Below are 24,770 nucleotides of genomic sequence, written 5' to 3' on the forward strand. Positions count from 1 at the left end.
ACAGGCTTGGCCACTGTCCTCGTCTGTTTGAATGACGCAAACCTTGTAACTGCCCTGATTGCCGCCGGCTTTCGGGCAAACAACCACCGTCGGAACGTCCGCCGGAGACCTTGCACCGACAGCAACTGACCGTACGTCAGCGATCATCGTCGTGCCGCTATCGGGAGAGGACGCGAATGCGGCTCTGAAACTCACCCCGATCGACATAGCATCCCCGCAGATGTCTCAGCCCCGTATTTGGGTTGAACGATTGGCGGCCGTGAAGCACCCGGCGATTATCGAAGACCGCCATTTCGCCGGCCTTGAGGCGGTAGGCTATTTGAAAACGCGAGCTGCGGATCATCATCATCAGCTTGCGATAAGCCGCATAGAAGGGGGTGCATATCTCGGAGGGAAGGTCGATGACATCGACAAGATGGGCGTTGAACCGCAACTCTGTCACGTCTCCACTGCGTCGAGTTACGATCACAGGAAACCGACCGCGCAGATCGTAGTTTTCGTCGTGAAAACGATAGGGGATATCGACCTCGCACAAGAGACGGTATGCTTCCGGATCTTCCGCCTGTAATGCGGCCACAACCGCAAACCCGTCGGCAAAGACCGATCCACCGCCCTCAGCTTCATTCGCGATACAATGCAGGAATTGATAGCCGGGCGGCACCTCCTGGTTCGCGAGATCGGTGTGTAACGGCAAGGCGACAGGGGTGTAGGCCAAGTTGTTCGGGTTCGGCATCGACACGACTTCGAACATAGTGCCGAAATTTGTCTGGCGCAGGAAACCTACCCGCTCGGCCGCACGCCGCCCGGCGTCGGGATCATCGCCAAGCCCCTCGACGATGGAGAGCCCGTATGCAGCCGTCGCCCTCAGCCAGGCAAGCAGATCGGCATCGCTTTGAAAAAGGCCCCCGGCAGAGTAGCGCGGTATGGTTTCAAGATCGATCGAGCCGTCCCAGAGTTTCGGAGCGATCTCGGCCGGATCGTCCCGCTTTCTGCCTGGGCGGTAGGATTCAAAGAAATGGCCCGGGATTTCCTCCTCAGCCAGGACGTTCGGCCAGACAATGCTCACAGCGCCGCGTCTGTCCTGGACGTTGAGGGGTCTGAGCGAGGCGTCAACGCTGGTCAGGTCGAATATTCGTTCTTGGGTCTGTGGGTGAAACGCCGATGGCGCATTATCCTTTAGCCAAAGCCAGGGATAGCAGACTGTTTCGCCTGACGAGAACGTCACGGCAAGCTCGGTCTCCCGGGCTTCCACAGAAAGCATGGTATTCATGATTGTGTCTCTCTGAACACGAAATTAAATCTTCAGATTGGATCGGGCCCGCAAGCCATCAACCCAGAGGTGGTGGCCACCACAAGCTCGGCTTCCCATAACGATGGGATCCGGGATTTCTGTTCGGTTCTTCGAGCACTCGATCTCCAGGTGAAACCTGGCTCCAGCTGAAATCTGGTGCACACAGCGATGGTAGCGGTCATTTGCCGGCGGTGTCCAGCTAAATGCAATGGGACCGCCATCCCCCTCTGGGCTGCCCTCGCCGACAACCCAGCTTCACTGCGGCGATAAAACCCATCATCATATCGGGAACCGCGTTGACGTAAACGTCAACCCGAAGCTATATGCGCCGGCGACCTTGATCGCGAAATGCGCAAGACGGCGACTTCGGGCCGGATCAAAGTGCCCCAGACCGAAGTGCCCCAGACCGAAGTGCAATGGGGTGCGACAAACGCAACGAGACGAGGAGAACGGCCATGGGCGTTCAGGAAATTGCCGACAAGATCAGCGCGCGCGTGGCGAGTGCCGGGTTCGATCGTTCCGTCAAATTCGATACCGGAGGCGACGGCGTCATCGTCATCGACGGCGCTCAAGTCTCGACCACCGACGCGCCGGCCGACTGCACGATAAAGCTTTCGCTCGACGATCTGGAATCGCTGATATCAGGCGATCTCAACCCGACCATGGCGTTCATGTCCGGCAAGATAAAGGTCGAAGGCGACATGAGCGTCGCCATGGCGCTGAGCCAGTTGATCGGCTGACCCATTCCAATCCTGGATGGAAACAAGCCGCCGCCCGATGGCAGCGGCTTGTTTCCGATCCGTCAGGCAGCGAGCGACAGCCGCTGTGCCTTCAGCTTGCGCCCGGCCGCCTTCAGCGTGCCCTGTGCGCCGGCGAGCACGCCTTCCACCAGCTCCAGCGCCAGCAGGCGGTGCCGCTCATAAGGTCCCGGCATGGCCAGCGAGCCGGTTTTATCGGCCGAGAACCCGAAGCGCTCGTAATAGGGCGCATCGCCGACCAGCAGGATCGCCGCATGGCCGAGGCGCGCGGCTTCAGCGATTGCATGGCGCATCAGCGCCGAGCCGATGCCGGCATTCTTGATTGTCGGATCGACGGCGAGCGGGCCAAGCAGAAGGGCGGATCTACCGCCCTCGCCCAGCACGACATCCCACAGCCGCACGGTGCCGGTGACAGCGCCCAACGCGTCACGTGCGACAAAGGCAAGGCCTTCCGAAGGCCGGCGGCCGCGCCGCAGCTTTTCCGACGATTTTCTCCGGCGCTTCGGCCCCATGGCGCGGTCGAGCAAGGCTTCGCGCGCCGGGGCGTCGGCAGCGGTTTCGGCGGTGATGACGAAAGCGCTGGCAATCTCCCCCCTCGAGGGGGAGATGTCGCCAAAAGCGACAGAGGGGGTCGGTACGTCCTGACGCGACACCCTGTCGTGGGCGAAGGACGTCGGCGCTTCACGCGAGACGACCCCCTCTGGCCACTTCGTGGCCATCTCCCCCTCAAGGGGGGAGATTCCGCGCGCGGCGCCATCAACGATGAAATCCACAATTTCCATTTCCGCGATCCTTCACGAGCGGATTGTTCCACAGGCGAGCCCGGGCGGGCGACAGGCGCCCACCTCGGGATGATCTGACCGGCTCTTGCGAGCCGTCAGATCACGTAGGATCGGAGAGGCTCGAAGCCGTTGAAGGCGACCGAGGCGTAGGTCGTCGTGTAGGCGCCGGTGCCCTCGATCAGCACCTCGTCGCCGATGGTCAGCGACAGGGGCAGCGGATACGGCGTCTTCTCGTACATCACGTCGGCCGAATCGCAGGTCGGGCCGGCGAGCACGCACGGCGCGGTCTCGGTGCCGTCATGCGCGGTGACGATCGGGTAGCGGATCGCCTCGTCCATCGTCTCGGCGAGCCCGCCGAACTTGCCGATGTCGAGGAACACCCAGCGGACATTGTCGTTGTCGGCCTTCTTCGAGATCAGCACGACTTCCGACTTGATGACGCCGGCATTGCCGACCATGCCGCGGCCCGGTTCGATGATGGTTTCGGGAATCGCGTTGCCGAAATGCTTGCGCAGCGCCGAGAAGATCGCCTGGCCATAGGCCTGTGCCACCGGCACGTCCCTGAGGTAACGGGTCGGGAAACCGCCGCCCATATTGACCATCTTGAGCACAATGCCTTCGTCAGCGAGCGTAGCGAACACCTTTTTGGCGTCGCCGAGCGCGCGGTCCCAGGCGGTCAGGTCGGTCTGCTGCGAGCCGACATGGAACGACACGCCATAGGCGTCCAGCCCGAGCGCCCTCGCGTGGCGCAGCACGTCGACCGCCATCGCCGGCACGCAGCCGAACTTGCGCGACAGCGGCCATTCGGCGCCTTCGCCGTCGGTCAGCACGCGGCAGAACACACGGGCGCCGGGTGCAACGCGGGCGATCTTCTCGACCTCCTCGACGCAGTCCACCGCGAACAGCCGGATGCCGAGTTGATAGGCGCGCTGGATGTCGCGCTCCTTCTTGATGGTGTTGCCGAAGGAGATGCGGTTCGCCGGCGCGCCGGCGTCCATCGCCATCTCGACTTCGGCAACGGAAGCGGTGTCGAAGGACGAGCCCATCGCAGCAAGCAGGCGCAGGATTTCCGGCGCCGGATTTGCTTTCACCGCATAGTAGATTTTCGAATCGGGAAGCGCCTTCTCGAAGGCGCGGAAATTGTCGCGCACGACATCGAGATCGACGACGAGGCAAGGGCCGTTCGGACGTCGGGTGGCGAGGAAGTCAAGGATGCGCTGGGTAGCCATCGGGGTCTCTCCATAGCGCCTTTCGGCGCGCACAAGGGCTGCGGACACGGGTCATCGACCTCGCGAACACGCGGTGGACAAAGGCGGGACGTCAATCCATGGAACCAGCCGGTGGAGACCCCGGAACCATGAAGCGCCGTCTCGCGGCGGTGAACCTTGGCCTTGCCCGGCCTCGGTTCGCTTTGTCTGCCTTGGCTTGGATTGGGAGAACCCGTTCCGCACTGCCGGCAATGAAGGTGTGCCTCTTCAGTAACCCCGGTCTTTGGACGACCGGCAGAACACCAGAAAGGCCCGCACCGTCGTTGCTTCAAGGTGTCCTCGGTCTGGCGGTTGGCCGCTAAACCGACTGGAGGGGTTAGCTCCAGTTACCTTACCGATATCCCTCACCATTTTGAGGATCGGCGGACACCCACAGGCACGTGCGACTTTGGGCAAGCGCGATATAAGGTCGATGGATTTCACAATCAATAAAAATCGTACGCCAGGTTGTAAAATTCCTGGCGTCGAACAATGTTGCAACAACTGTATCCGGATATCGAACGCATGGCAGGCACTCGCGGCCCTCTGAACGCTTTTCTCGACCTCGATGGTATACCTGTATCCAATGCGCAGTCCGGCCCGCTTGCCGGCCTGCGGCTGGCCGTCAAGGATATTTACGACGTCGCCGGCTACCGCACCGGCTGCGGCAATCCGCAGAAATACCAGGACGCTTCACCCGCCTCGGCGACAGCGCCGGCCGTCCAGGCGCTGCTTGATTCGGGCGCGCGCTTCGTCGGCAAGACGCAGACCGACGAACTGGCCTTCTCGCTGATGGGGCTGAACGCGCATTTCCCGTCGCCGGTCAATCCGGCAGCACCTGATCGCGTCACCGGCGGCTCGTCCTCCGGTTCCGCCGCCGCGGTCGCCGGCGGGCTGGCCGACATCGCCGCCGGATCCGATACCGGCGGCTCGATTCGCGCCCCGGCAAGCTTTTGTGGGCTGATCGGCCTGAGGACCACGCATGGCCGCATCTCGCTCGAAGGCGCCATGCCGCTGGCCCCTTCACTTGATACGTTCGGCTGGTTCGCCAGGGACATGGCCACCTATGACAAGGTCGGCGCGGTGCTGCTCGGCGACGATCTGCACAACCACGAATTGCAGCGCCCCCTCGCGCTGGATGCGCTGGACGGGCTCGTGCTCGGCCCGCAGGAAGCTAACGAGTATCGCGCCATGGTCCGCGCTGTCGCATCGGTGCTGGGCGCACCGCGCACCGTTGCCCCGCTGTCGCATCCCACCGACGATCTCTATTGGTGCTTCCGCAAATTGCAGGGGTACGAGGCGTGGCAAAATCATGGTGCCTGGATCGCCGGCGGCGATCGGATGCTCGGCCCCGGCGTCAAGGAGCGCTTCGAGCATGGCGCAGCCATCGACGCGGCAGCCGCGCAATTCGAAACGGAACGTCGCGTTTCGTTTCGTCTTGAGCTTGCCGACCTGCTTGGCGAGGACGGCGTTCTTGTGCTGCCGACCGCTCCAGGTGCCGCCCCGCTCAAGGCCGCCTCATTCGACGATTTGCAGACCTATCGCGAACGCGCGCTGAGACTGTTGTGTCTTTCCGGTCTGTCCGGCTTTCCGCAGATCACCCTGCCGCTGGGCCTGGTTGACGGCGCCCCGTTCGGCCTCTCGCTGCTCGGACCGAAAAACAGCGACCGGCAGCTGATGGCACTTGCCGCGCGCATCCTTTCAGCCCAGCAAAGGAGCGCATAACATGGATACGCTGACCCGCATGCGCGCCTTCATCGACGTCGTCGAGGCCGAAGGATTTTCGGCAGCGGCGCGCAAGATCGGCCGCTCCAAGGCGCTGCTGTCGAAATATGTGCGCGAGTTGGAGGACGAGCTCGGCGCGCTGCTGCTCAACCGCACCACCAGGCAGTTCTCGCTGACCGAGGCCGGCCACACCTATTACCGCCGCGCCTCGGAGATCGTCCGCGAGGTCGACAGCCTGGCCGATGCGGTGCGCGAATCCTCCGGCGACGTGCGCGGCAGGATCAAGCTGTCGGCGCCGCGCACCTTTGCCGACGCGCCGATCGGCCTATCGCTGATCGACTTCGCCAAGCAGCATCCCGACATCGTGCTCGACATTCATCTCGATGACCGCTTCGTCGATCTGGTCGAGGAAGGCTTCGATCTCGCCGTGCGCATTTCGCGGCTGGAAAGCTCCTCGCTGATTGCCAGGCGCCTGGCGCCGTTCTCGGTGCGGCTGTGCGCATCGCCCGAGCTGATCGCCAGGCACGGCATGCCGGCGCGGCCGCAGGACCTTGGCCGCATGCCCTGCATCATCGACACCAATGGCCGCTGGCTGACCAACTGGCCGTTCAAGGGCGACAGCGGCGACACGGTGACCGTTTCGGTCTCCGGTCCGATCGAGGTCAACAGTCCGATGGCGGCAAGGGCGGCCGCCGTGGCGGGATTGGGATTTTCCATCCTGCCGGATTTCATCGCAGCGCCCGATATCGAAAGTGGCCGGCTGGTGACCGTGCTGGATGACCGCATCCTGCCGGGTGGCGGCATTTTCGCCGTCTATCCGCACCGGCGCTATTTGCCTGCGAAAGTTCGCGTCTTTGTCGATTTCCTGGTGCAGTGGTTCAAGACGATTGACAATGCATGAGCTTTTGGCCGCCCGGGGTCCCATTTTCGCCCGCTTTCTGGTAACTCTCGACAGTCACCGAAGTCGATGGAATCACCACCCAGAATGAACCTGAAGCGGCAAGCAATCATGATGGCTTCGGCCATGGCGGCGACTTTTGCCACGGTCGGGCCAGCCGACGTGCATCCCCACGTCTTCGCCGAGGCTCGCCTCGAAGTGATCCTCAGCCCGGATCACCAAAGCGTGAAGGCCTTGCGTCATGTCTGGCGCTTCGACGATTTGTTTTCGAGCACGGTGATGATGGAGTTCGACAAGAATTCCGATCTGAAGCTTGACGACAAGGAGCTGAAGGAAGTCGCCGACACCGTCCACGCTTCGCTGGCGGAGTTCAATTACTTCCAGCTCGTCACCGTCGACGGCAAGGATGAGGCGATGAGCCCGCCGCCGCAGCTGATGGCGAATTTCGACAACGACCAGCTCATTATCCTGTTCGAATCCGAACCCAAGGCGCCAACCAGGCTGGCCGGCAAGATCGATATCGGCGTCTATGACCCGACCTTCTACACGGCGATCGATTTCACCGAGGATGCCAATATGCAGGTCGCCGACTTGCCGTCGACATGCACGAGCCAGGTCGTTCGTCCGAACCCCGACGAGGCGATCGCCGCGAACCAGAAGAACCTGACGGACGCCTTCTTCAATGATCCGACAGGCACCGATATGAGCAAGATATTTGCGACCAAGCTTGAACTGAACTGTCAGCCAAAAGGATAATCCGGTGACGAAACCGTCCCTGCGTTTGGCTTTCGGCCTCTTGGCCGCCGCCCTTGTCATGACGCACGTCCTCGGCTCAGCCCACGCCCAGAGCTCGCTCGGCATCGGCACCAATGACGGGATGGCTCCCACCACCGGCCCGTTCGCCCAAATCCTGATGTGGATCAATCTGCGTCAGCAGGAATTCTACCGCGCGCTTGCCGGTGCGATGAAGGCGATGCGTGAGGACGGCAGCAAGCTGTGGCTGCTTATCGGCCTGTCCTTCGCCTACGGCATTTTCCATGCCGCCGGCCCCGGTCACGGCAAGGCGGTGATCTCGTCCTACATGGTCGCGAACGAAGTCGCGCTCAAACGCGGCATCATGCTGTCCTTCGTCTCGGCCCTGTTGCAGGCGCTGACGGCGATCCTGGTGATGATGCTCGCCTACTTCGTCCTGCGCGGCACCACCATATCGATGACCGACGCGGCATGGTTCCTCGAAGTCACGAGTTTTGTCTTTGTCACCCTGTTCGGCGCCTGGCTTTTGTGGCGCAAGGCCGGCCCTGCCATCCTTCGCCTGTTCGGTGCGAACCCTGCCTATAGCCTTTCGGCGGCCCATGCCGGCCATTCGCAAACAGGCCATCCTGCACATGCGCATTCGGTGCATGCGCTTCACGCACATGGCCATGACGGCCACGATAACCATGATCATGGCGCACACGACCACCACCATGACCATGGCGGGCACGATGACCATGGCGGGCACCATCACCATGCGGGCGAGGTCTGCGCGACGTGCGGACATTCGCACGCGCCCGACCCGGCGCTGCTTTCCGGCGACCGCTTCGAATGGCGCACCGCCTGGTCGGCGGTGGCTGCGGTCGGCATCCGGCCGTGTTCGGGCGCGCTGATCGTGCTGAGCTTTGCCGCGCTCAACGGACTGTGGTTCGGCGGCATCCTGTCGGTGCTGGCGATGGCACTCGGCACCGCGATCACCGTCTCGATCCTGGCGACGCTGGCGGTGACGGCCAAGAACTGGGCGGTGTATTTCGCTGGCGACGGCCGCATGGGCAACCGCATCCATTCAATCGTCGAGATCGGCGGCGCAGCCTTCGTCTTTTTGTTCGGGTTGCTGTTGTTGTCGGCGAGCCTGACTGGCGGTGGATGACGCCTTGACTGGACGCGCAAAATGTTGGTGTTGGCGCTGCCCCTCATCTGCCTGCCGGCATCTTCTCCCCGTATAGTGACGGGGAGAAGGGGCTGGCCGCAACCTCGGCGCGTTTTTTTGCAGCGCTGGATTTTGGCGAAATCCTCTGCGAAGGCGCCCTTCTCCCCGTCACTATACGTCACTATACGGGGAGAAGGGCCCGGCAGGGCGATGAGGGGCAGCGCCGAGGTCGGCAATTGGCGTAGTACCTGCCAACAGTGACCCGCAAGTCAGATCTTCCCGTCCAACTCGTCCTCGATATGCGCGCGGATGATGTCGTCGAAGCTGGTTTCGGCGGCAAAACCAAGCTCCGTCGACCGCCGCGCCTCGAACCGTGTCGGCCAGCCCTTGACGATCGCCCAGATCGTATCGTCGGGCTCCTCGCGGATCAGGTTCACCGCCTTGGCGCCGGCAATGCGTTCCAGGGCCTCGATCTGCTCGCCGACCGTGACGGCGACGCCGGGCATCGTCAGATTGCGGCGCGGCCCGACGGCGTCGCCGTCGATCGCTGCTGCGTGGATCAGAAAATTCACCGCCGAGCGCGGGCTGGCGTGGGTGTGTACGACAGAGCGCGATACCGGCAATATTGCTTCCTGGCCGTTCAACGGCTCGCGGATGATGCCGGAGAAAAAGCCTGAAGCCGCCTTGTTGGGCTTGCCCGGCCTGACGCAGATGGTCGGCAGCCTGATGCCGATGCCATCGAAGAAGCCGCGCCGCGTATAATCGGCGAGCAATGCTTCGCCCATCAGCTTCTGCGTGCCGTAGGAGGTCAACGGCGTCGGGTGGAATTCGTCTGATATAATGTCCGGAAACGGTGCGCCGAACACGGCGATCGACGAGGTGAAGACGACGCGCGGCGCAAACCCCGCCAGTCTTATGGCATCGAACAGCGCCCTTGTGCCGTCGAGATTGACGCGATAGCCGAGATCGAAATTGGCTTCAGCCTCGCCCGACACGACGCCGGCGAGATGGAAGATCACGTCTGGGCGCGACGCGACCAGCCGTTCCATCGCGCTCGCCGCGGCGAGATCGCCTGTATGGATGGTGACGTCGACGCCATCCAGCGTCGGCGCCTGCGGCGGCACGATGTCGTGAAGGTCGAGCGCGGCGATCTTCCGGCCGCTGAGCGTTCCATCCTTCGCCAGCCGGGCGATGAGCTTGCGGCCGACCATGCCTGCCGCGCCGGTAATCAAAACACGCATATCAATGATCCTTTTTGCGCTGGCTGCGGCCACGCAGCCAAAACACGACGAAAATGGCCACCATGAAGACAGCCGCAATAATAGCGGCAAGAATGGTCGACACGCGGCCGACCGCCAGCATCACGGTTGGCAAATAGTAGGCGGCGATGCCGAACAGCAGCAGCACCCACAGTGCGCCGATCGCCGCATTGCGCGTGTCACGATCCATCACGCGGCCCTGACACGGCGGGGATTCGTCAACTTCGTTACCATGCCATGGAACTCCTGGGATCAGTGATAGTGGCGATGATGCGGAGCCGCATCATGCGCATAGTCGTGCTCGCCATCATGCTTATCATCGGCGCAATGGCCGAATTCCGGTTCTACGGTGGCGTGGGCAATGCCATGCGCGGCAAGCCGCTTCTTGATGGCGCTGACCGCTTTGTGGGCATCGACGCCATCGTTGAGGCAAGCATGCAACGTCGCCATGTTGCTTGACCCGTCAAGCGACCAGACATGCATGTGATGCACCTCGCGCACGCCGTTCACCGTCCCTTCTATGTCCCTGGCGATCAGGTCGCGATCGAGGCTCGCCGGCACGCCTTCGAGCAGGACATGGGCTGCTTCGCGCATCAGCGACCAGGCGGTGGACAGGATCAGCAGCGAGACAAGGACGGACAGGATCGGATCGATAGGCGTCCAGCCGGTCGCCAGGATGATCAGCGCAGCGATGATCGCCGCCGCCGAGCCAAGCAGATCGCCGAGCACGTGCAGGATGGCACCGCGCATGTTCAGGCTGTCGCGGTCGCCGCCATGCAGCACGAAGAAGCTGCCGATATTGACCAGCAGACCGGCGATCGCGACGACCAGCATCGGCCCGCCGAGCACGGGCGCAGGCGTCAGCAGGCGTTCCCAGGCCTCATAGAGGATCCACAGCGCAATGGCGAAGATGGCGATGCCGTTGGTATAGGCGACCAGCGTCTTGACCCGGCCGAAACCGTAGGTGAGGCGAACCGTGGCCGGCCGGCCGGCCAGATGAAAAGCATACCAGGCAAGCCCGAGCGCGATACAGTCGGCGAGCATGTGGCCGGCATCCGCCAGCAGCGCCAGCGATCCCGTCAAGAGACCGCCAAGCGCTTCCACGACCATGAAGCCGGCGGTCAGGCAGGCTGCGATCATGACCCGTTTCTTGTCGGTCGAGCCATGCACATGACCGGCGCCGTGGCTGCGGTCATGCCCTTGCGAACCATGGTCGTGGGTATGCGCCACCTGCGAACTCCTGTTAGAGCCTGATCCATCCCGGCAGAATCGGGATGGAAGGCTCTGTGTTCCTGTTTGCCCATGATCTTGCCCGAAAACCGGCTTCCACTTTTCGGGATCATGGTCCTTCCTGTTTGACCACGATCCTGCCCGAAAACTCGGCCTTCACTTTTCGGGATCGTGGTCCTGGATCATGGTCAGGCGCCGAACTCGGCGCGGAAATCCTCGAGCCGTCGCTTCTGCTGGCCGTCGCCGTCGAAATTGCCCGGATCGAGCCATGCCTCATAGGCTCTGCGCAGTGCCGGCCACTCCTTGTCGATGATCGAGTACCACGCGGTATCGCGGTTTTCGCCCTTGACCACAAGATGCTGGCGGAAAACGCCCTCGAACTTGAAGCCGAAACGCTCCGCCGCGCGCTTCGACGGCTCGTTGCGGTTGTTGCATTTCCATTCGTAGCGGCGATAGCCAAGCTCGTCGAAGACGTATTTCATGAACAGGAATTGCGCTTCCGTCGCCGCCGGCTTGCGCGCGATCAGCGGACCCCAATAGATGTTGCCGATCTCGATCACGCCATAGGCAGGGTCGATGCGCATCAGCGTCTGGCGTCCGGCGACCTTGCCGCTGGCCTTGTCGATGACGGTGAAGAACAGTGGGTCCTCGCTGGCTTCGGCCTTGTTCAGCCACGGCTGGAAGGCGGCGCGGGTCTGCGGCGGATAATCGGGCAGCCAAGCGAAGCGGTCGTCGACATCAGGCACCGACGACGCGTCAAACAGGCCGTCGCCATGATTTTCGGAACTCAGCGGCTCAAGCCTGACAGTGCGCCCCTCCAGCACCTTGCGCTCCGGCCGCGGGCGCGGTTGCCAATTCTTGAGATTTTCCGACACCCAAAGCTCCAATCCGTTTGACTTTTGCGAAAGGACGCTCACAAAAACGCTCGCTCGGTGAAAGAACCACAGGGACGGGAAAAATGCTCCACACGATTTCGGCCTTCGATCGTCTCGGCGAGGAAAACGCCTTTGCGGTGCTGGCTCGTGCCACCGCGCTCGCCCATCAGGGCCGCGATATCGTCAATCTCGGCATCGGCCAGCCCGACTTCAAGACGCCGCAGCACATCGTCGAGGCCGCGATCAAGGCGCTGCGTGACGGCCACCACGGCTATACGCCGGCCAACGGCCTGCTGGCGACACGCGAGGCGGTGGTGCGCCGCACGCTGACCACAACCGGTGTGGAGGTGTCGCCCGAGGCGGTGATGATCCTGCCCGGCGGCAAGCCGACCATGTTCGCCGCTATCCTGATGTTCGGCGAACCGGGCGCCGAGATCCTCTATCCCGATCCCGGCTTTCCCATCTATCGCTCGATGATCGAGTTCACCGGTGCTGCTCCGATACCGGTGCCGATGCGCGAGGAGAACGGCTTTGCCTTCTCGGCGCAGGAGACGCTGGCGCTCATCACGCCGAAGACCAGGCTGCTCATCCTCAACTCGCCGGCCAACCCGACCGGCGGGGTCACCCCGCGCGCCGAGATCGAGAAGCTGGTCAAGGGGCTGGAAGCGCACCCGGACGTCGCCATCCTCTCCGACGAGATCTACGACGTGATGACCTATGACGGCGAGACGCACTTCTCGCTGCTCAATTTCCCCGAAATCCGCGACCGACTGATCGTGCTCAACGGCTGGTCGAAGACCTGGGCGATGACCGGCTGGCGCATGGGCTGGTCGATCTGGCCGAACGGCGACAAGGGCGCCCACCTCTACGACAAGGTGCGCAAGCTGGCGGTCAATTGCTGGTCCTGCGTCAATGCGCCGAGCCAGTATGCCGGCATCGCGGCCATCGACGGTCCGCAGGACGACGTCGACAAGATGATGCGCGCCTTCGACCGCCGCAGGAATGTCGTGGTCGAAGGGCTGAACGCTTTGCCGGGCGTTTCCTGCATCACGCCGAAAGGCGCGTTCTATGCCTTCCCCAATGTCTCAAAAACCGGCTGGAAGGCCAAGAAGCTCGCCTCGGCTTTGCTTGAGGATGCCGGCGTGGCGCTGATCGGCGGACCTGATTTCGGCGTTCTCGGTGAAGGCTATATCAGGCTGTCCTACGCCAATTCCGAAGAGAACATCCTGCGCGCGCTGGAACGGATCAAGGCGTTTCTGGGCAAGTGAGGGCGGGTACGCGACCGACGAAAGGAGATGTCAGATGTTCTATGCCATCCTTGCCTATCACGTGGAAGAAGTGGTCACGGCGCTGACGCCGGAGGAGGACGCGGCGCTGATGGCCGACCTGCTCAATATCCACGAACGGCTTTACCGGGATGGCAGCCTCGGCCCGGCCGCGCGGCTCGGGGCGACCCAAGACGCGTGCACCTTGCGCGGGCCGGGCGCCGGAATTGTCATTGACGGACCCTTCGCCGAGACCAAGGAGCAATTGTTGGGACTATACGTCGTCGACTGCGCCACGCGCGACGCCGCGATCGCGATTGCGCGCGACTTTCGCCGTGTCAATCCGACCGCCGTCTACGAAATCCGCCCTATTTCGCTATATCTTCCAGGCGTGCCGCTTTCGGTGACGCAGTCCTAAAGCGCATCGCGTTTGAAGGATGCGACGCGCTTTAGTTCTTGTTTTATGCATGTCGTTATCGCAAAACCGCTGCGCACTTTTGCGCGACATGCATTAGCCAAAATTGAACGCCGTCCGCCCGGGTCCTCCCGGCGTTCGCCGGCCTTTCATCGTGCCAGTGGCACGATGAATTCGCTGACGCGAACCGGCCGCTCACCCTCGCCCGACATACGGCATCTTCGTCGCCATCACGGTCATGAACAGCACGTTTGCGTCGAGCGGCAGGCTGGCCATATGGAGGACGGCATTGGCGACCTGCTGGACATCCATCACCGCTTCGGCGGCGATGGAGCCATTGGCTTGCGGTACTCCGACCGTCATCGCCTGCGCCATGTCGGTCAAGGCGTTGCCGATGTCGATCTGGCCGCAGGCGATGTCATAAGGCCGGCCGTCCAGCGCCAGCGTCTTGGTCAGCCCGGTAATGGCGTGCTTGGTCGCGGTATAGGGCACTGAGCCCGGACGCGGCGCGTAGGCAGACACCGAGCCGTTGTTGATGATGCGGCCGCCCATCGGCTGCTGCCTGCGCATGGCGCCGAAGGCGGCGCGGGCGCACAGGAACGAGCCGGTGAGATTGACCCCGACAATTTCGTTCCACACCTCGACGGGGATCTCGTCGATCAATGTCGACTTGTAGCCCGTGCCGGCATTGTTGAAGAGCAGGTCGACACGACCGAAAGCCGCCGCCACCGTCTCGAACAGATCGTCGACCTGGTCGGCCTTGCTGATGTCGCAGGCGACCGCCAGCGCCTTGGCTTGTGTCGATCCGGCATCAGCGATTGCCTTGTTCAGCACCGGCTTGCGACGTCCGCAGAACACCGTATTCCAGCCGGCCCTGAGCAGCGCCGTGGCGACGGCTTTGCCGATGCCCGTGCCGGCGCCAGTGACGATGGCTGTTTTGTAGTCTGTCATAACTGTCCTCCTATAGCGCCGCATGCCCGCGAGGACGCTATAGCACCATGATTTTGAGCAATTTTGAATTTGCGCATGATCGCTTGCAAAAATCGATTCCGATTTCGGCTCATGCGCTAACCGGCTCCGACAAAAAGGGCGGCCATTGGCGGCCGCCCTGATCTGAACCGGCTGGGAGGAGGAAAGCCGATCCGACTGCTTAAAATCATGCGCTTCCTGGGTAAACGAGACATTAACGCGAAAGCACGCCGGATTGCCGCTCTCCGCGGCCCTGAAGCCTACCAGCGCGAATTGGCGGTTGCCTTGCCCGATCCCGGCACCTCTGGCGCCGGCACTTTTGCCGCCGACACCGTCGCCTCGACATGGTCGAGCAGTGCATCCGGCAAGCTGAGGCGGCCGGCGAGCAGATCGAGATAGCCGCGTTCGGCACGTGTATTCGGATCGATGGCGAGACGCGAGGCGGTGTAGAGCTCGAGCTTCTGGGCGTCGGTTTGGGCGCCGGCGACCAGCGTATCCAGGTCGAGCGGCCTTTCCAGTTCCGACAACAGGAATTTCTCCGCGTCGGCGTCGATGCCCGCGAGGCTGAGCTTGCCGGCGATCTTTTGCCGTTCGTCGTCGTCGATATGGCCGTCGGCCTTCGCCGCCGAAATCATCGCGCGCACCAGGGTCAGGGTGAATTCGTCCTCGCCTTGCGGCGCCTGCGAGGGATGAAAGCTGGTGTCGGCGGGCGGCGGCAGCAATTCCGGTTCACCGGCAACTTGCGTTTCAGCCGGCGCCTTGCCGTTCTTGTAGTTCTGGTAGGCCTTGTAGGCGAGGCCGCCGACCACGGCCAGGCCGCCGAGCTTCACCGCCGTGCCGGCGACCTGACGGCCAGCGCCGGTTCCGAGCAGCACCGCGGCCAGCGCGCCAGCGGCCAGCGGATTGTCCTTGGCCATCTGCACCGCCTGACCCCCTTTGTCGCGCACGGTCGACCCGGTTCCGGGAATTTGCGAGCCGAGCAGATCGTTGAGGAGCTTCTTGGGATCGAACATCAATGCCTCCAGAATTGGCCGGCCGAAAGCGCCGGGCAGGTTTTCGGACGTTGAACAGGTAGGCCCCGCATATGGACATTACAATGACGGATGGGCGCTTTGCCGGTGATGGCACAAACGAGATGATGTCAGGATTTGCCTTGTCCAACGCGTTGGGCCGAAAATCGGAATCGATTTTCGGAAGGCACGATTTATGGATTCAAAATGTTAGAGCGTACTTTGTGCGTCCAAGTGGACGCACGTCGCTTTAACGTCCGATATGCGGAGCCCTGCCTTGCGCTTGCGCCAGCTCGACCTGGCGTTGACGCTCGGCGTAGCGGGCGCGATCCTCGTCGGAACGGACATCGTAGCAATGCGGGCATGAGATACCGGCGGCGTATGTCGACGACAGCAGGTCCTGCCCGGTCAGCGGATCCCGGCAGGCGCGGCAAAGTTCGGCCTCACCCTCGATCAAGCCGTGCGACACCGAGACGCGTTCGTCGAAGACGAAGCACTCGCCCTGCCAGAGGCTTTGCTCGGCAGGCACCTCTTCGAGATATTTCAGGATACCGCCCTTGAGATGGAACACATCCTCGAAGCCGAGCGACTTCACATAGGCCGTTGCCTTCTCGCAGCGTATGCCGCCGGTGCAGAACATGGCCACCTTGCGGCCGACGAGCTCGGCCCGATGCTGCTCGACCCAGGCCGGGAATTCGCGAAAGCTCGTTGTCGCGGGGTCGACCGCTCCCTTGAACGTACCGATCGATACTTCGTAGGCGTTGCGCGTGTCGATGACGATCGTGTCCACATCCGATATCAGCGCGTTCCAGTCGGCCGGTGCGACATAGGTGCCGGCGCTTGCCGCCGGATCGAGATCCCCAACACCCATGGTGACGATCTCGCGCTTCAGCCGCACCTTCATGCGGTGAAACGGCATCTGCGCGGCGCTGCTGTACTTGACCTCGAGACCGGCGAGACCTTCGATGGATTCGAGATGATCGATGAGCGCGGCTATGTCAGCTTCGCTGCCGGCGACCGTGCCGTTGATGCCCTCATGCGCCAGCAGCAGCGTGCCCTTGATACCGCGTCCGCAGCAAAAGGCGGCGAGCGGCGCGCGCAACGCCTCGAAGTCGTCGAGCCGGGCAAACCTGTAGAGCGCGGCAACGCGCAGGGGTTGATTGGGCAGTGTCATCGCCGAAGCCACTAAACGCTCATGAAAGCCGATTCAAGGCCGGCGCGCGGAGCAGCCTCTCCTTGGTGGCCTTGACGGCCGGTCTGACGGACTTGCCGGCAGCGCGTGACATCGCGACACGCTCCGCTTCGTGGACAGAAAACCAGCCTTCTGCTAACCGATTGAACGGATCAATACCGGAGAGACGACAAATGCCCAGCAAGACCGAAAAGCTCCTGTCGCTCCTCAACGGCCAACCGGTTATCCCGGTGCTGAAGATCGCCAATCTCGCCGATGCCGTGCCGCTGGCGCGCGCGCTGGCGCGCGGCGGCCTGCCGGCGATCGAGATCACGCTGCGGACCGCTGATGCGCTCAAGGCGATCCGGCTCGTGGCAAGCGAGGTCGAGGACGCCATCGTCGGCGCCGGCACCATTCTGGACATCAGCCAGTTCGACGCGGCGGCGGCAGCCGGATCGAAGTTCATCGTCAGCCCCGGCATCACCCGCGAGCTTCTGGCGGCGGCGAAGGACAGCGACGTTCCGTTGCTGCCCGGCGCCATCACGCCCGGTGAGATCATGGCCGCCCGCGAGGCAGGCCTGCGCTTCCTGAAATTCTTCCCGGCAGAACAGTCGGGCGGCATCGCCTCGCTCAAGGCATTCGCCTCGCCGCTCGCCGATGTCCAATTCTGCCCGACCGGCGGCATCACCGACAAGAACGCCAGCGACTATCTGAGCTTGCCCAACGTCATCTGCGTCGGCGGCTCCTGGGTGGCGCCGGACGATTTGGTCAAGGCCGGCAAATGGGACGAAATCGAAGCCCTGGCGCGCGCCGCGAGCAAGCTCGGGCGATAGAGACAACTCTCACCCCAAGCAGACCAATGCATGCCCGCGCACAAGGATGCCGCGGTTCTGGCATAACGACATGCATAAAAAAAAGCCGCGCGGGTTACCGGCGCGGCTTTTTTTATTGGTTGGTCGATCCGCTACTCGGTCCTGAAGCGGGCGACCGACAGGAACTTGACGGCTTTGCCGGTGAACCGGTTGGCGTCGGCCAACTGATCGTCCGCCTGGAAGCCCACGGTATAGACTTCGGTTGGGGGCGTGTGCACGATATTGTAGGCGTAGCGCTGCGCCGTCGTCGCGCTGGAGACGGTGGCGACATTCTCGCCGCTGTTCAACGCCCAGCGCGCCGCCGTCGGCTCTGCGGCGACTACCACGGACTTGGGACCAGGCTTCAGGTCACGGGCGGTTGCCCTGGCTGCCTTGCGGGTGGTCTTCACACCCGTGCCGATCGCCGCGGCCGGATCGGAGCCAGCCGGGCGGGCAAAGACAGCCTCACGCGGCGATGCGGCACTGCCCTTCGCCAGCTCACCGAGGACCGCGCTTGGCTGGGAGAGCGAAGCGACCTGGTATTCGTCGGTTGCGCTGACCCGTTCGAGGACGGCTTTGACCGCGTCAGACTGGACTGCGGCAGACTGGACCTGGTCAGGCTGGGCCAATTCGGGCTGGGCCAGATCGGGCCGAGCCGACGGCAGCACCGAGAACACATCGGTAGCGGTCTTGCCGTGCCCGGCGGTATCCGCCAGCGCCAGAAGCACAGCCTTGTCCTGCGGCGCAAGGTCGGCCGCTGCAAGGTCGGCCGGCAACGAGTGATTGGGGCGCCAGGTCGGCAACGGAATGTTGTTGGCGGCAACCTGCGCAGCATCGGCGACAACGGACGGTTCGGCCATGCCGAAGGGAGCGCTCGCCGGCGCTTGCGCGGTCGTCACCGCCTGTTCGGTGGTGGCGGTGGCATCCGCCACGCCGAACGGAACGTTTTCGGGCGGCTGAGCGACATCAGCCTTCGGGCGCGGGGCGAAATCGGGCAGCGGCACGCTGCGCGCCGGCAGCGCCGCGATGATCGTTTCCGGCGTGTCCTCCTCCGGTTCCGGAGCAGGCGCATCGGCGATTTGCGGAATCTCGGCGCGCTTGGCATTCTCAGGCGACACGATGGCAATGCCCGGAAGCTTGCTGTCCCTGGCGGCCGGCGCCGGCTTGGCGGTCGCCAGCTTCACATTCACCGGCTTCACGGTTGACTTCGGCGTTGGCGCGACTGCGACATCGGCGCTGTCATCGGCCTCGTCTTCACCGCCGCCGAAGAAAGCCGCCAGCAGACCGCCGGATCTTTTGGCACCGCCACCTGCGCTGGCCATTTCGATGGCGGGAGCGCCGGCGCCCTTGCGCGCCTTGTAGGAGGCGAGCGCCTGTGAATAACCGGGGAGCGGCTTGCCGTCGCTGGGCACATGCAGCGTCTTGCCGTTGGGGAACACGCGCGCCAGTTCCTGGCGGCTGATGCCAGGCCAATGCCGCACATTGCCGACATCCATGTGGACGAAGGGCGAGCCGGACCTCGGATAATAGCCGACGCCGCCACCCTGCATCCGCAGACCGATGTCGCGCAGTTTCTTCAGCGGCACGCCGGGAATGTAGAAATCCATGGCCCTGCCGAGCGTATGCTGGCTTTTCTTGGCAACGCCCCTGCTGCGGCTGCGCAGCATCGAGTTGGTGGACGACGAGCGATAACCGCACACGACCTGGATATAGTCGCGGGCGCCGCTCTGCCTATAAGCCTCCCAGACCAGGTCGAGCAGGCGCGGATCCATCTTGGTCGGTTCGTTGCGGCGCCAGTCACGCAGGATGACGTTGATCTTTTTCAGACCCGCCTGGTCGTAACGGCCGCCGCGCTTGAAAACGATCTCCGCCTTCTCTTTGGTGTGCAGGTTGTAGAGTTTCAGCGAACGTGTCTGGGCGCTGGCGCCGGTCGCAGCCGCTGTAAGGAAGCCAAAGGCGAGAATCACCGCTGCCAGCCATCTCGGCCAGGCGCTCATGTGATAGTGCCGCCCGTTTGTGTGTCGTTCGACTTTGTTCAAATCAAAAGGCCTTGCAGGCTGCCGTTTGTCCCCGGATTTGACCAACGGATGCGGTGGTGTTCACATCCGAATATCGATCCTAATGGTTAATCATCGCTTATTGAAGCCGAAATGCGGTAACACCGTGGCGATATCCCGTCAAAAATATTGCACGGGGTTTCTTGGTAAACTGCTGGTTTAGATCATGTTTCTGGCTTTGCCTGAACACGATCTGTTACCAGACGCCTCAATGCGTGAATACTGCCGGCAAGCGCGTCGCCCGACCGCGTCACGCCCGATTCGCGACTGTCGATTGTCCTGATGCCAGGTTGGCAAGCTGGTCCGGGCTTGCCTGTCAGGAAGCAAGCCGGTCGATACGGCCCGTTTCCGGATCGATGCCATATTCCTTGAGCTTCCTGTAGAGCGTCGAGCGGCCGATGCCGAGGCGGCGGGCAACTTCGCTCATCTGGCCGCTATAGTGGTCGATGGCGAGCTTGATCATTTCGAGTTCGACATCGGCCAGCGCCCGCACATTGCCGCGTTCGTCCAGCGCCCGCAGCGTGCCGAAGCGAGGCTGCTGCCTGGCAGGCGGATCGGGCTCGGTCACAGCGATGCCATTATTGGCGCTCTCGCCCAGCGGCTCGGTGACCAAAGGCAACGCGGGCAACCAGTCATGCGCATCGAGGTTGACGGTGCCCTCGACCTGCGCCCGGATCTGCGGAAACTCCTCTTCCGTCAGCAGATCGCCTTCGCAAAGCACCGAGGCCCGGAAGACGGCGTTTTCAAGCTGGCGGATGTTTCCCGGCCAGTCGTAGGCCTGCAGCATGGCGAGCGCCGCAGCCGAAATGCCGTGCAGGCGATGACGTGGACCGGTGGGCGCAACCTTGTCCAGAAAATGCTCGACCAAATACGGAATGTCGTCGCGACGGTCGCGCAGCGGCGGCACGAAGATCGGATAGACGTTCAGGCGGTAGAACAGATCCTCGCGGAACTTGCCGTCCTTGACCTGCTGCAGAAGATTGCGGTGTGTCGCCGAGATCAGCCTGATGTCGACCCTGACGGTCGAACGCCCGCCGACCGGATCGACCTCACCGTCCTGCACGGCGCGCAGCAGCTTGACCTGCACGTCGAGCGGCAGGTCGCCGATCTCGTCGAGGAAGAGCGTGCCCGAATGCGCCTCGACGAACTTGCCGGTGTGTTTTTCGGTGGCGCCGGTGAACGAGCCCTTCTCGTGGCCGAACAGGATCGATTCGACCAGATTGTCGGGGATGGCGCCGCAATTGACGGTGACGAACGGTTTTGAGCGGCGATCGCCGCTGCCCTGGATGGCGCGCGCCACCAACTCCTTGCCGACACCGGATTCGCCCTCGATAAGGATCGGGATGTTTGACGCGGCCGCCTTCTGGCCGAGACGGATCACCCGGTCCATTGCCGGGCTGTGCGTGATCATGTCCTTGAAGGTCAGATGGCCGCCGCGCCGCCGCGACGTGCGCTTCACTTCCCCCTCGACCGCCTCGACTTTGAGCGCGTTGCCGATCGATGCCTGCAGCCTGTCGGGAGATGCCGGCTTGACGACGAAATCGAAAGCACCGTGACGCATGGCCGAAACGACGGTTTCGATGCCGCCCTGGGCGGTTTGTACGATGACCGGGACCTGGATGCCGCGCTCACGCATCGCCTTCAGCACGCCGATGCCGTCGAGGCCCGGCATGACGAGGTCGAGGATGACCACCGACACGTCGCGCGCCTTGGGCCCGTCGAGCGCATCGAGACCGGCCTCGCCGCCATCCGTGATGATCGCGCTGTGGCCGAATTTCGTCACCGCCGCCTCGAGCAGCCTGCGCTGCACGGGATCGTCATCGACTATGAGTATGGAACCTGTCATGACTGGTTCAACGATGCTCGCCCAATATGCCCACCCCACTGTGCCCACCCAATGGGGAACCCTATGGATCATCCTGGCACAGGGTTCTAAATAAGATTTCAAAAAACCCGGTGAACGAATTGCTTAGGATTTGACCGGCTTTCTCATCCCCTTGATTCTTTGGCCCTTTGACAAACTGGAAAGTGTCGGCAATGAGCATGGTTTTTAGTCGGCAGCTTGCGGCGGCGGCGTCCGGTCAGGGCGCGGCGGAGCTCGGTGATCTGCCGGAATGGGATCTCGCCGATCTCTATTCGGGCATGGGCGCCCCCGAGCTGAAACGCGACATTTCAAAGGCGATCGCCGATGCCATCAGCTTCGAGAGCCGCTGGAAAGGCACGCTCGCCGCCGAGGCGGAGCGGGCCGACAGCGGCAGGCTGGGCGAGGCGCTTGCCGCCTATGAGGCGCTGGAGGAACTGATTGGCCGGATCGTCTCCTATGCCGGACTGATCTACGCCGGCAACACCGCGGATCCGCAGCGCGCCAAGCTCTATGGCGACATTCAGGAGAAGATGACCGACGCCAGCGCGCATCTTCTGTTTTTCGCGCTCGAACTGAATCTTGTCGACGATGCCGCGATCGAAACCGCACTTGCTGCCGATCCTGCCTTCGCTCACTACCGGCCGTGGGTGCTTGATCTGCGCATGGACAAACCCTACCAGCTCGAAGACCGGGTCGAGCAGCTTCTCCACGAGAAGTCGATTACCGGACGCGGCGCCTGGAACCGCTTGTTCGACGAGACGATGACCGACCTGCGCTTCGACATCGATGGCGAAGAGCTGACCCTGGAGCCGGCGCTGAACCGCCTCCAGCACGCCGATGGCGAGGTGCGCCGCCGGGCTTCTGAAGCGCTGGCCGCAACCTTCCGCAAGAATCTGCGCACGTTCACGCTGATCACCAACACGCTGGCCAAGGACAAGGAGATCTCCGACCGCTGGCGCGGCTTCGCCGACATCGCCGATTCGCGGCATCTCGCCAATCGCGTCGAGCGCAGCGTGGTGGATGCGCTGGCCTCAGCCGTTCGTGACGCTTACCCGCGCCTGTCACACCGCTACTACGCGATGAAGGCGCGCTGGCTCGGCATGGAAGTGATGAACCACTGGGACCGCAACGCGCCGTTGCCGGAGACCCCGCAAGCGATCATCGGCTGGGACGAGGCCAAGAACACGGTGCTTTCCGCCTATCAGCGCTTTTCACCTGACATGGCGGAGATTGCCCGGGTTTTCTTTGACCGCAACTGGATCGACGCGCCGGTAAGGCCTGGCAAGTCGCCGGGCGCCTTCGCGCATCCGACCGTGCCGTCGGCGCATCCCTATGTCCTGCTCAACTACATGGGCAAGCCGCGCGACGTGATGACGCTGGCGCATGAGCTTGGCCACGGCGTGCATCAGGTGCTCGCCGCAAGCCAGGGCGCGCTAATGGCCTCGACGCCGCTGACACTGGCCGAGACGGCGTCCGTCTTCGGCGAGATGCTGACGTTCCGCTCGCTGCTGGACCAGACCACCGACAAGCGCGAGCGCAAGGCCATGCTTGCCCAGAAGGTCGAGGACATGATCAACACGGTCGTGCGCCAGATCGCTTTCTACGAGTTCGAGCGCAAGGTGCATGCCGAGCGCAAAAACGGCGAGTTGACATCGGACAGACTCGGCCAGTTCTGGCTGGAGGTGCAGGCGGAAAGCCTCGGGCCGGCGATCAAGCTGCGCGAGGGTTACGAGGTCTTCTGGAGCTATATTCCACACTTCATCCATTCGCCTTTCTACGTCTACGCCTATGCGTTCGGCGACTGCCTGGTGAATTCGCTCTATGCGGTCTATCAGAATGCAGAGCGTGGCTTTCAGGATAAATATTTTGCCATGCTGCGCGCCGGCGGCACCAAGCATCATTCCGAGCTCCTGGCTCCCTTCGGTCTTGATGCCACCGATCCTGCTTTCTGGCAGATCGGACTTGGCGTGATCGGCGGGCTGATCGACGAGCTCGAAGCTTTGGACAATTGACGCACAGCGCTGAACAGCCAGGTTCGACAGAACAGTTTAGCCGCAGTGCATATTGAGGGCCATTCTATTCTTGCGCTAAATACCTGTTCTTAAATAACTCTCCGTGGAATTTTTCCGTTAGCTTTCCGGAAGCTGTATGATAGCGTCCCGCCTCAAGCTCAGTCGGCGCGGCCAAATCTTCGGCCGGTCACGGCGCTTCGACGATTGCGACAGCGCCGTTGGCCATGGCAGGAAAACCGGTCGCCGACAGCGCGATTTAAGCCGGCTGTTCCACGAGCAGCGGAGCCACCATTGAATGGTCCTTGTGCCAAGGTCCCAGGCCACGGCAGATGGATCGGACTGGAGAGAGACAATGGGCACTTTTTTCTACATGCTCCTGGCGTTCCTGGTAGGTGTGTTGGCTGGCTGGTTCATCTGGGGACGCCCGCGTGGCGATCTCGACAGCCTGCGCGGTGACATGGACCGCACCCGCAGCGAGCGCGACAGGCTACGCGCCGACTCCGACCGCCTGACCCGTGAGCTGGAAGTATGCCGCGGTGCCCGCGCCGACCTGGAGCGCCAGTTGGGCGAGGCGCAAGGCACCAAGACCGGTGCGACAAAGGCAGCAATCCCGGCGCCGCCGGCATTGATGGCGACATCCGCGCCGGCCAACACGACGCCCGCCAAGACGACGCCCGCTAAGGCGACGCCGGCCAAGACCGGGCCGGCAAGGTCCGGGCCGGCAAAGACCACGTCCAAGAAACCGGCGGCCGGGAAGGCGGCAGCCGCGCCGAAGGCCAGTGCATCGAAAGCGAGTCCGTCGCAGGCAAGTGCGCCAAAACCTCCCGCATCGAAAACCAGCGCTGCACCAAAGAGCGCTGCGCCAGCGGCAAAGAAAGCCGCGACAACAAAGGCGGCGGTGGGCAAAGCCAGCAATCTGCGCCGCCTGATCGGCATCGGTCCGGCCAACGAGCGATTGCTCCACGAGCTCGGAGCGACGACCTACGCGCAAATCGCCGCCTGGACGGCCGCCGACGTCAAGCGGATCGAGGAGACATTGAACTTCGACGGCCGCATCGAGCGTGAGCGCTGGATCGAGCAGGCGAAACTGCTTGCCGCCGGCGATGAGGAGGAATTCGCGCGCCGCTTCCCGACCGCGGGGACCGGGAGCAACACCTGAATTGCCTGCCGGCATCGAGCACATAAGAG

General features: G+C 63.0%; 22 protein-coding genes. 10 read left to right on the forward strand and 12 right to left on the reverse strand.

What is annotated here, in order from left to right:
* Positions 1 to 157: 157 nt before the first annotated feature.
* Positions 158 to 1,270, reverse strand: coding sequence for a TauD/TfdA family dioxygenase (locus AC0L17_RS21870; RefSeq protein ID WP_473517362.1), 1,113 nt, complete (start codon positions 1,268 to 1,270; stop codon positions 158 to 160).
* Between the two features lie 476 nt (positions 1,271 to 1,746).
* Between AC0L17_RS21870 and AC0L17_RS21875 the strand changes: the two genes are divergently transcribed.
* Positions 1,747 to 2,031 (forward strand): SCP2 sterol-binding domain-containing protein, encoded by a 285-nt coding sequence (locus tag AC0L17_RS21875; RefSeq protein WP_473517363.1) that lies wholly within the window; start codon positions 1,747 to 1,749, stop codon positions 2,029 to 2,031.
* Between the two features lie 62 nt (positions 2,032 to 2,093).
* Here AC0L17_RS21875 and AC0L17_RS21880 read toward each other — a convergent pair whose 3' ends face one another.
* A complete protein-coding gene (locus tag AC0L17_RS21880) occupies positions 2,094 to 2,768 on the reverse strand; it encodes a GNAT family N-acetyltransferase (RefSeq protein WP_473517364.1) in 675 nt (224 codons plus the stop codon).
* Positions 2,769 to 2,926: 158 nt separating this feature from the next.
* On the reverse strand, positions 2,927 to 4,060 hold the full coding sequence (odc2, locus tag AC0L17_RS21885; protein ID WP_473517365.1) for an ornithine/lysine decarboxylase: 1,134 nt from the start codon (positions 4,058 to 4,060) through the stop codon (positions 2,927 to 2,929).
* A gap of 543 nt (positions 4,061 to 4,603) precedes the next feature.
* Between odc2 and AC0L17_RS21890 the strand changes: the two genes are divergently transcribed.
* From AC0L17_RS21890 to AC0L17_RS21905, 4 genes are all read left to right on the forward strand, one after another.
* On the forward strand, positions 4,604 to 5,803 hold the full coding sequence (locus AC0L17_RS21890; protein ID WP_473517366.1) for an amidase: 1,200 nt from the start codon (positions 4,604 to 4,606) through the stop codon (positions 5,801 to 5,803).
* Position 5,804: 1 nt separating this feature from the next.
* On the forward strand, positions 5,805 to 6,704 hold the full coding sequence (locus AC0L17_RS21895) for a LysR family transcriptional regulator (RefSeq protein WP_473508144.1): 900 nt from the start codon (positions 5,805 to 5,807) through the stop codon (positions 6,702 to 6,704).
* Between the two features lie 84 nt (positions 6,705 to 6,788).
* Entirely contained in the window at positions 6,789 to 7,457 is a 669-nt protein-coding gene (locus AC0L17_RS21900) for a DUF1007 family protein (protein ID WP_473491073.1), read from the forward strand.
* A gap of 4 nt (positions 7,458 to 7,461) precedes the next feature.
* Positions 7,462 to 8,604, forward strand: coding sequence for a nickel/cobalt transporter (locus AC0L17_RS21905; protein ID WP_473517367.1), 1,143 nt, complete (start codon positions 7,462 to 7,464; stop codon positions 8,602 to 8,604).
* Between the two features lie 269 nt (positions 8,605 to 8,873).
* On the opposite strand, the gene denD is transcribed toward AC0L17_RS21905, so the two are convergent.
* The 4 genes from denD to AC0L17_RS21925 form a co-directional block, all read right to left on the reverse strand.
* The gene (gene denD, locus AC0L17_RS21910) at positions 8,874 to 9,845 is read right to left on the reverse strand and encodes a D-erythronate dehydrogenase (protein ID WP_473517368.1); all 972 of its coding nucleotides are present in this window, start codon (positions 9,843 to 9,845) and stop codon (positions 8,874 to 8,876) included.
* Between the two features lies 1 nt (position 9,846).
* Positions 9,847 to 10,053 (reverse strand): hypothetical protein, encoded by a 207-nt coding sequence (locus AC0L17_RS21915; protein WP_027153224.1) that lies wholly within the window; start codon positions 10,051 to 10,053, stop codon positions 9,847 to 9,849.
* 62 nt (positions 10,054 to 10,115) lie between these two features.
* Positions 10,116 to 11,093: a cation diffusion facilitator family transporter gene (locus AC0L17_RS21920; RefSeq protein WP_473517369.1), complete on the reverse strand. Its 978-nt coding sequence runs from the start codon at positions 11,091 to 11,093 to the stop codon at positions 10,116 to 10,118.
* Between the two features lie 188 nt (positions 11,094 to 11,281).
* The gene (locus AC0L17_RS21925) at positions 11,282 to 11,968 is read right to left on the reverse strand and encodes a GNAT family N-acetyltransferase (RefSeq protein ID WP_473517370.1); all 687 of its coding nucleotides are present in this window, start codon (positions 11,966 to 11,968) and stop codon (positions 11,282 to 11,284) included.
* Between the two features lie 83 nt (positions 11,969 to 12,051).
* Between AC0L17_RS21925 and AC0L17_RS21930 the strand changes: the two genes are divergently transcribed.
* Entirely contained in the window at positions 12,052 to 13,236 is a 1,185-nt protein-coding gene (locus AC0L17_RS21930) for a pyridoxal phosphate-dependent aminotransferase (RefSeq protein WP_287074593.1), read from the forward strand.
* A gap of 34 nt (positions 13,237 to 13,270) precedes the next feature.
* A complete protein-coding gene (locus tag AC0L17_RS21935; RefSeq protein ID WP_091594853.1) occupies positions 13,271 to 13,651 on the forward strand; it encodes a YciI family protein in 381 nt (126 codons plus the stop codon).
* A gap of 192 nt (positions 13,652 to 13,843) precedes the next feature.
* On the opposite strand, the gene AC0L17_RS21940 is transcribed toward AC0L17_RS21935, so the two are convergent.
* The 3 genes from AC0L17_RS21940 to trhO form a co-directional block, all read right to left on the reverse strand.
* Positions 13,844 to 14,599, reverse strand: a complete 756-nt coding sequence (locus AC0L17_RS21940) for an SDR family oxidoreductase (protein WP_091594856.1) — start codon at positions 14,597 to 14,599, stop codon at positions 13,844 to 13,846.
* Between the two features lie 278 nt (positions 14,600 to 14,877).
* A complete protein-coding gene (locus AC0L17_RS21945) occupies positions 14,878 to 15,630 on the reverse strand; it encodes a tellurite resistance TerB family protein (RefSeq protein WP_473491084.1) in 753 nt (250 codons plus the stop codon).
* A 247-nt stretch (positions 15,631 to 15,877) separates the two neighbouring features.
* Positions 15,878 to 16,801 carry an oxygen-dependent tRNA uridine(34) hydroxylase TrhO gene (gene trhO / locus AC0L17_RS21950; RefSeq protein WP_473517371.1) on the reverse strand — a complete coding sequence of 308 codons (924 nt, stop codon included), beginning with the start codon at positions 16,799 to 16,801 and terminating at the stop codon, positions 15,878 to 15,880.
* A gap of 191 nt (positions 16,802 to 16,992) precedes the next feature.
* On the opposite strand from trhO, the gene AC0L17_RS21955 reads away from it, so the two are divergent.
* Positions 16,993 to 17,631, forward strand: a complete 639-nt coding sequence (locus tag AC0L17_RS21955; protein ID WP_473491086.1) for a 2-dehydro-3-deoxy-phosphogluconate aldolase — start codon at positions 16,993 to 16,995, stop codon at positions 17,629 to 17,631.
* A 131-nt stretch (positions 17,632 to 17,762) separates the two neighbouring features.
* On the opposite strand, the gene mepK is transcribed toward AC0L17_RS21955, so the two are convergent.
* Together mepK and AC0L17_RS21965 are read right to left on the reverse strand one after the other, a co-directional pair.
* A complete protein-coding gene (gene mepK, locus AC0L17_RS21960) occupies positions 17,763 to 19,646 on the reverse strand; it encodes a peptidoglycan L,D-endopeptidase MepK (RefSeq protein WP_473517372.1) in 1,884 nt (627 codons plus the stop codon).
* Between the two features lie 376 nt (positions 19,647 to 20,022).
* The gene (locus tag AC0L17_RS21965) at positions 20,023 to 21,552 is read right to left on the reverse strand and encodes a sigma-54-dependent transcriptional regulator (RefSeq protein WP_473517373.1); all 1,530 of its coding nucleotides are present in this window, start codon (positions 21,550 to 21,552) and stop codon (positions 20,023 to 20,025) included.
* Between the two features lie 191 nt (positions 21,553 to 21,743).
* Here AC0L17_RS21965 and AC0L17_RS21970 point away from each other — a divergent pair, with 191 nt between their 5' ends.
* Entirely contained in the window at positions 21,744 to 23,582 is a 1,839-nt protein-coding gene (locus AC0L17_RS21970; RefSeq protein WP_473517374.1) for a M3 family oligoendopeptidase, read from the forward strand.
* Positions 23,583 to 23,934: 352 nt separating this feature from the next.
* Complete coding sequence (locus tag AC0L17_RS21975; protein ID WP_473517375.1) at positions 23,935 to 24,741, forward strand: proton-conducting membrane transporter; 807 nt, start codon at positions 23,935 to 23,937, stop codon at positions 24,739 to 24,741.
* Positions 24,742 to 24,770 lie beyond the last annotated feature (29 nt).

The organism is Mesorhizobium sp. WSM4829 (assembly GCF_055811475.1).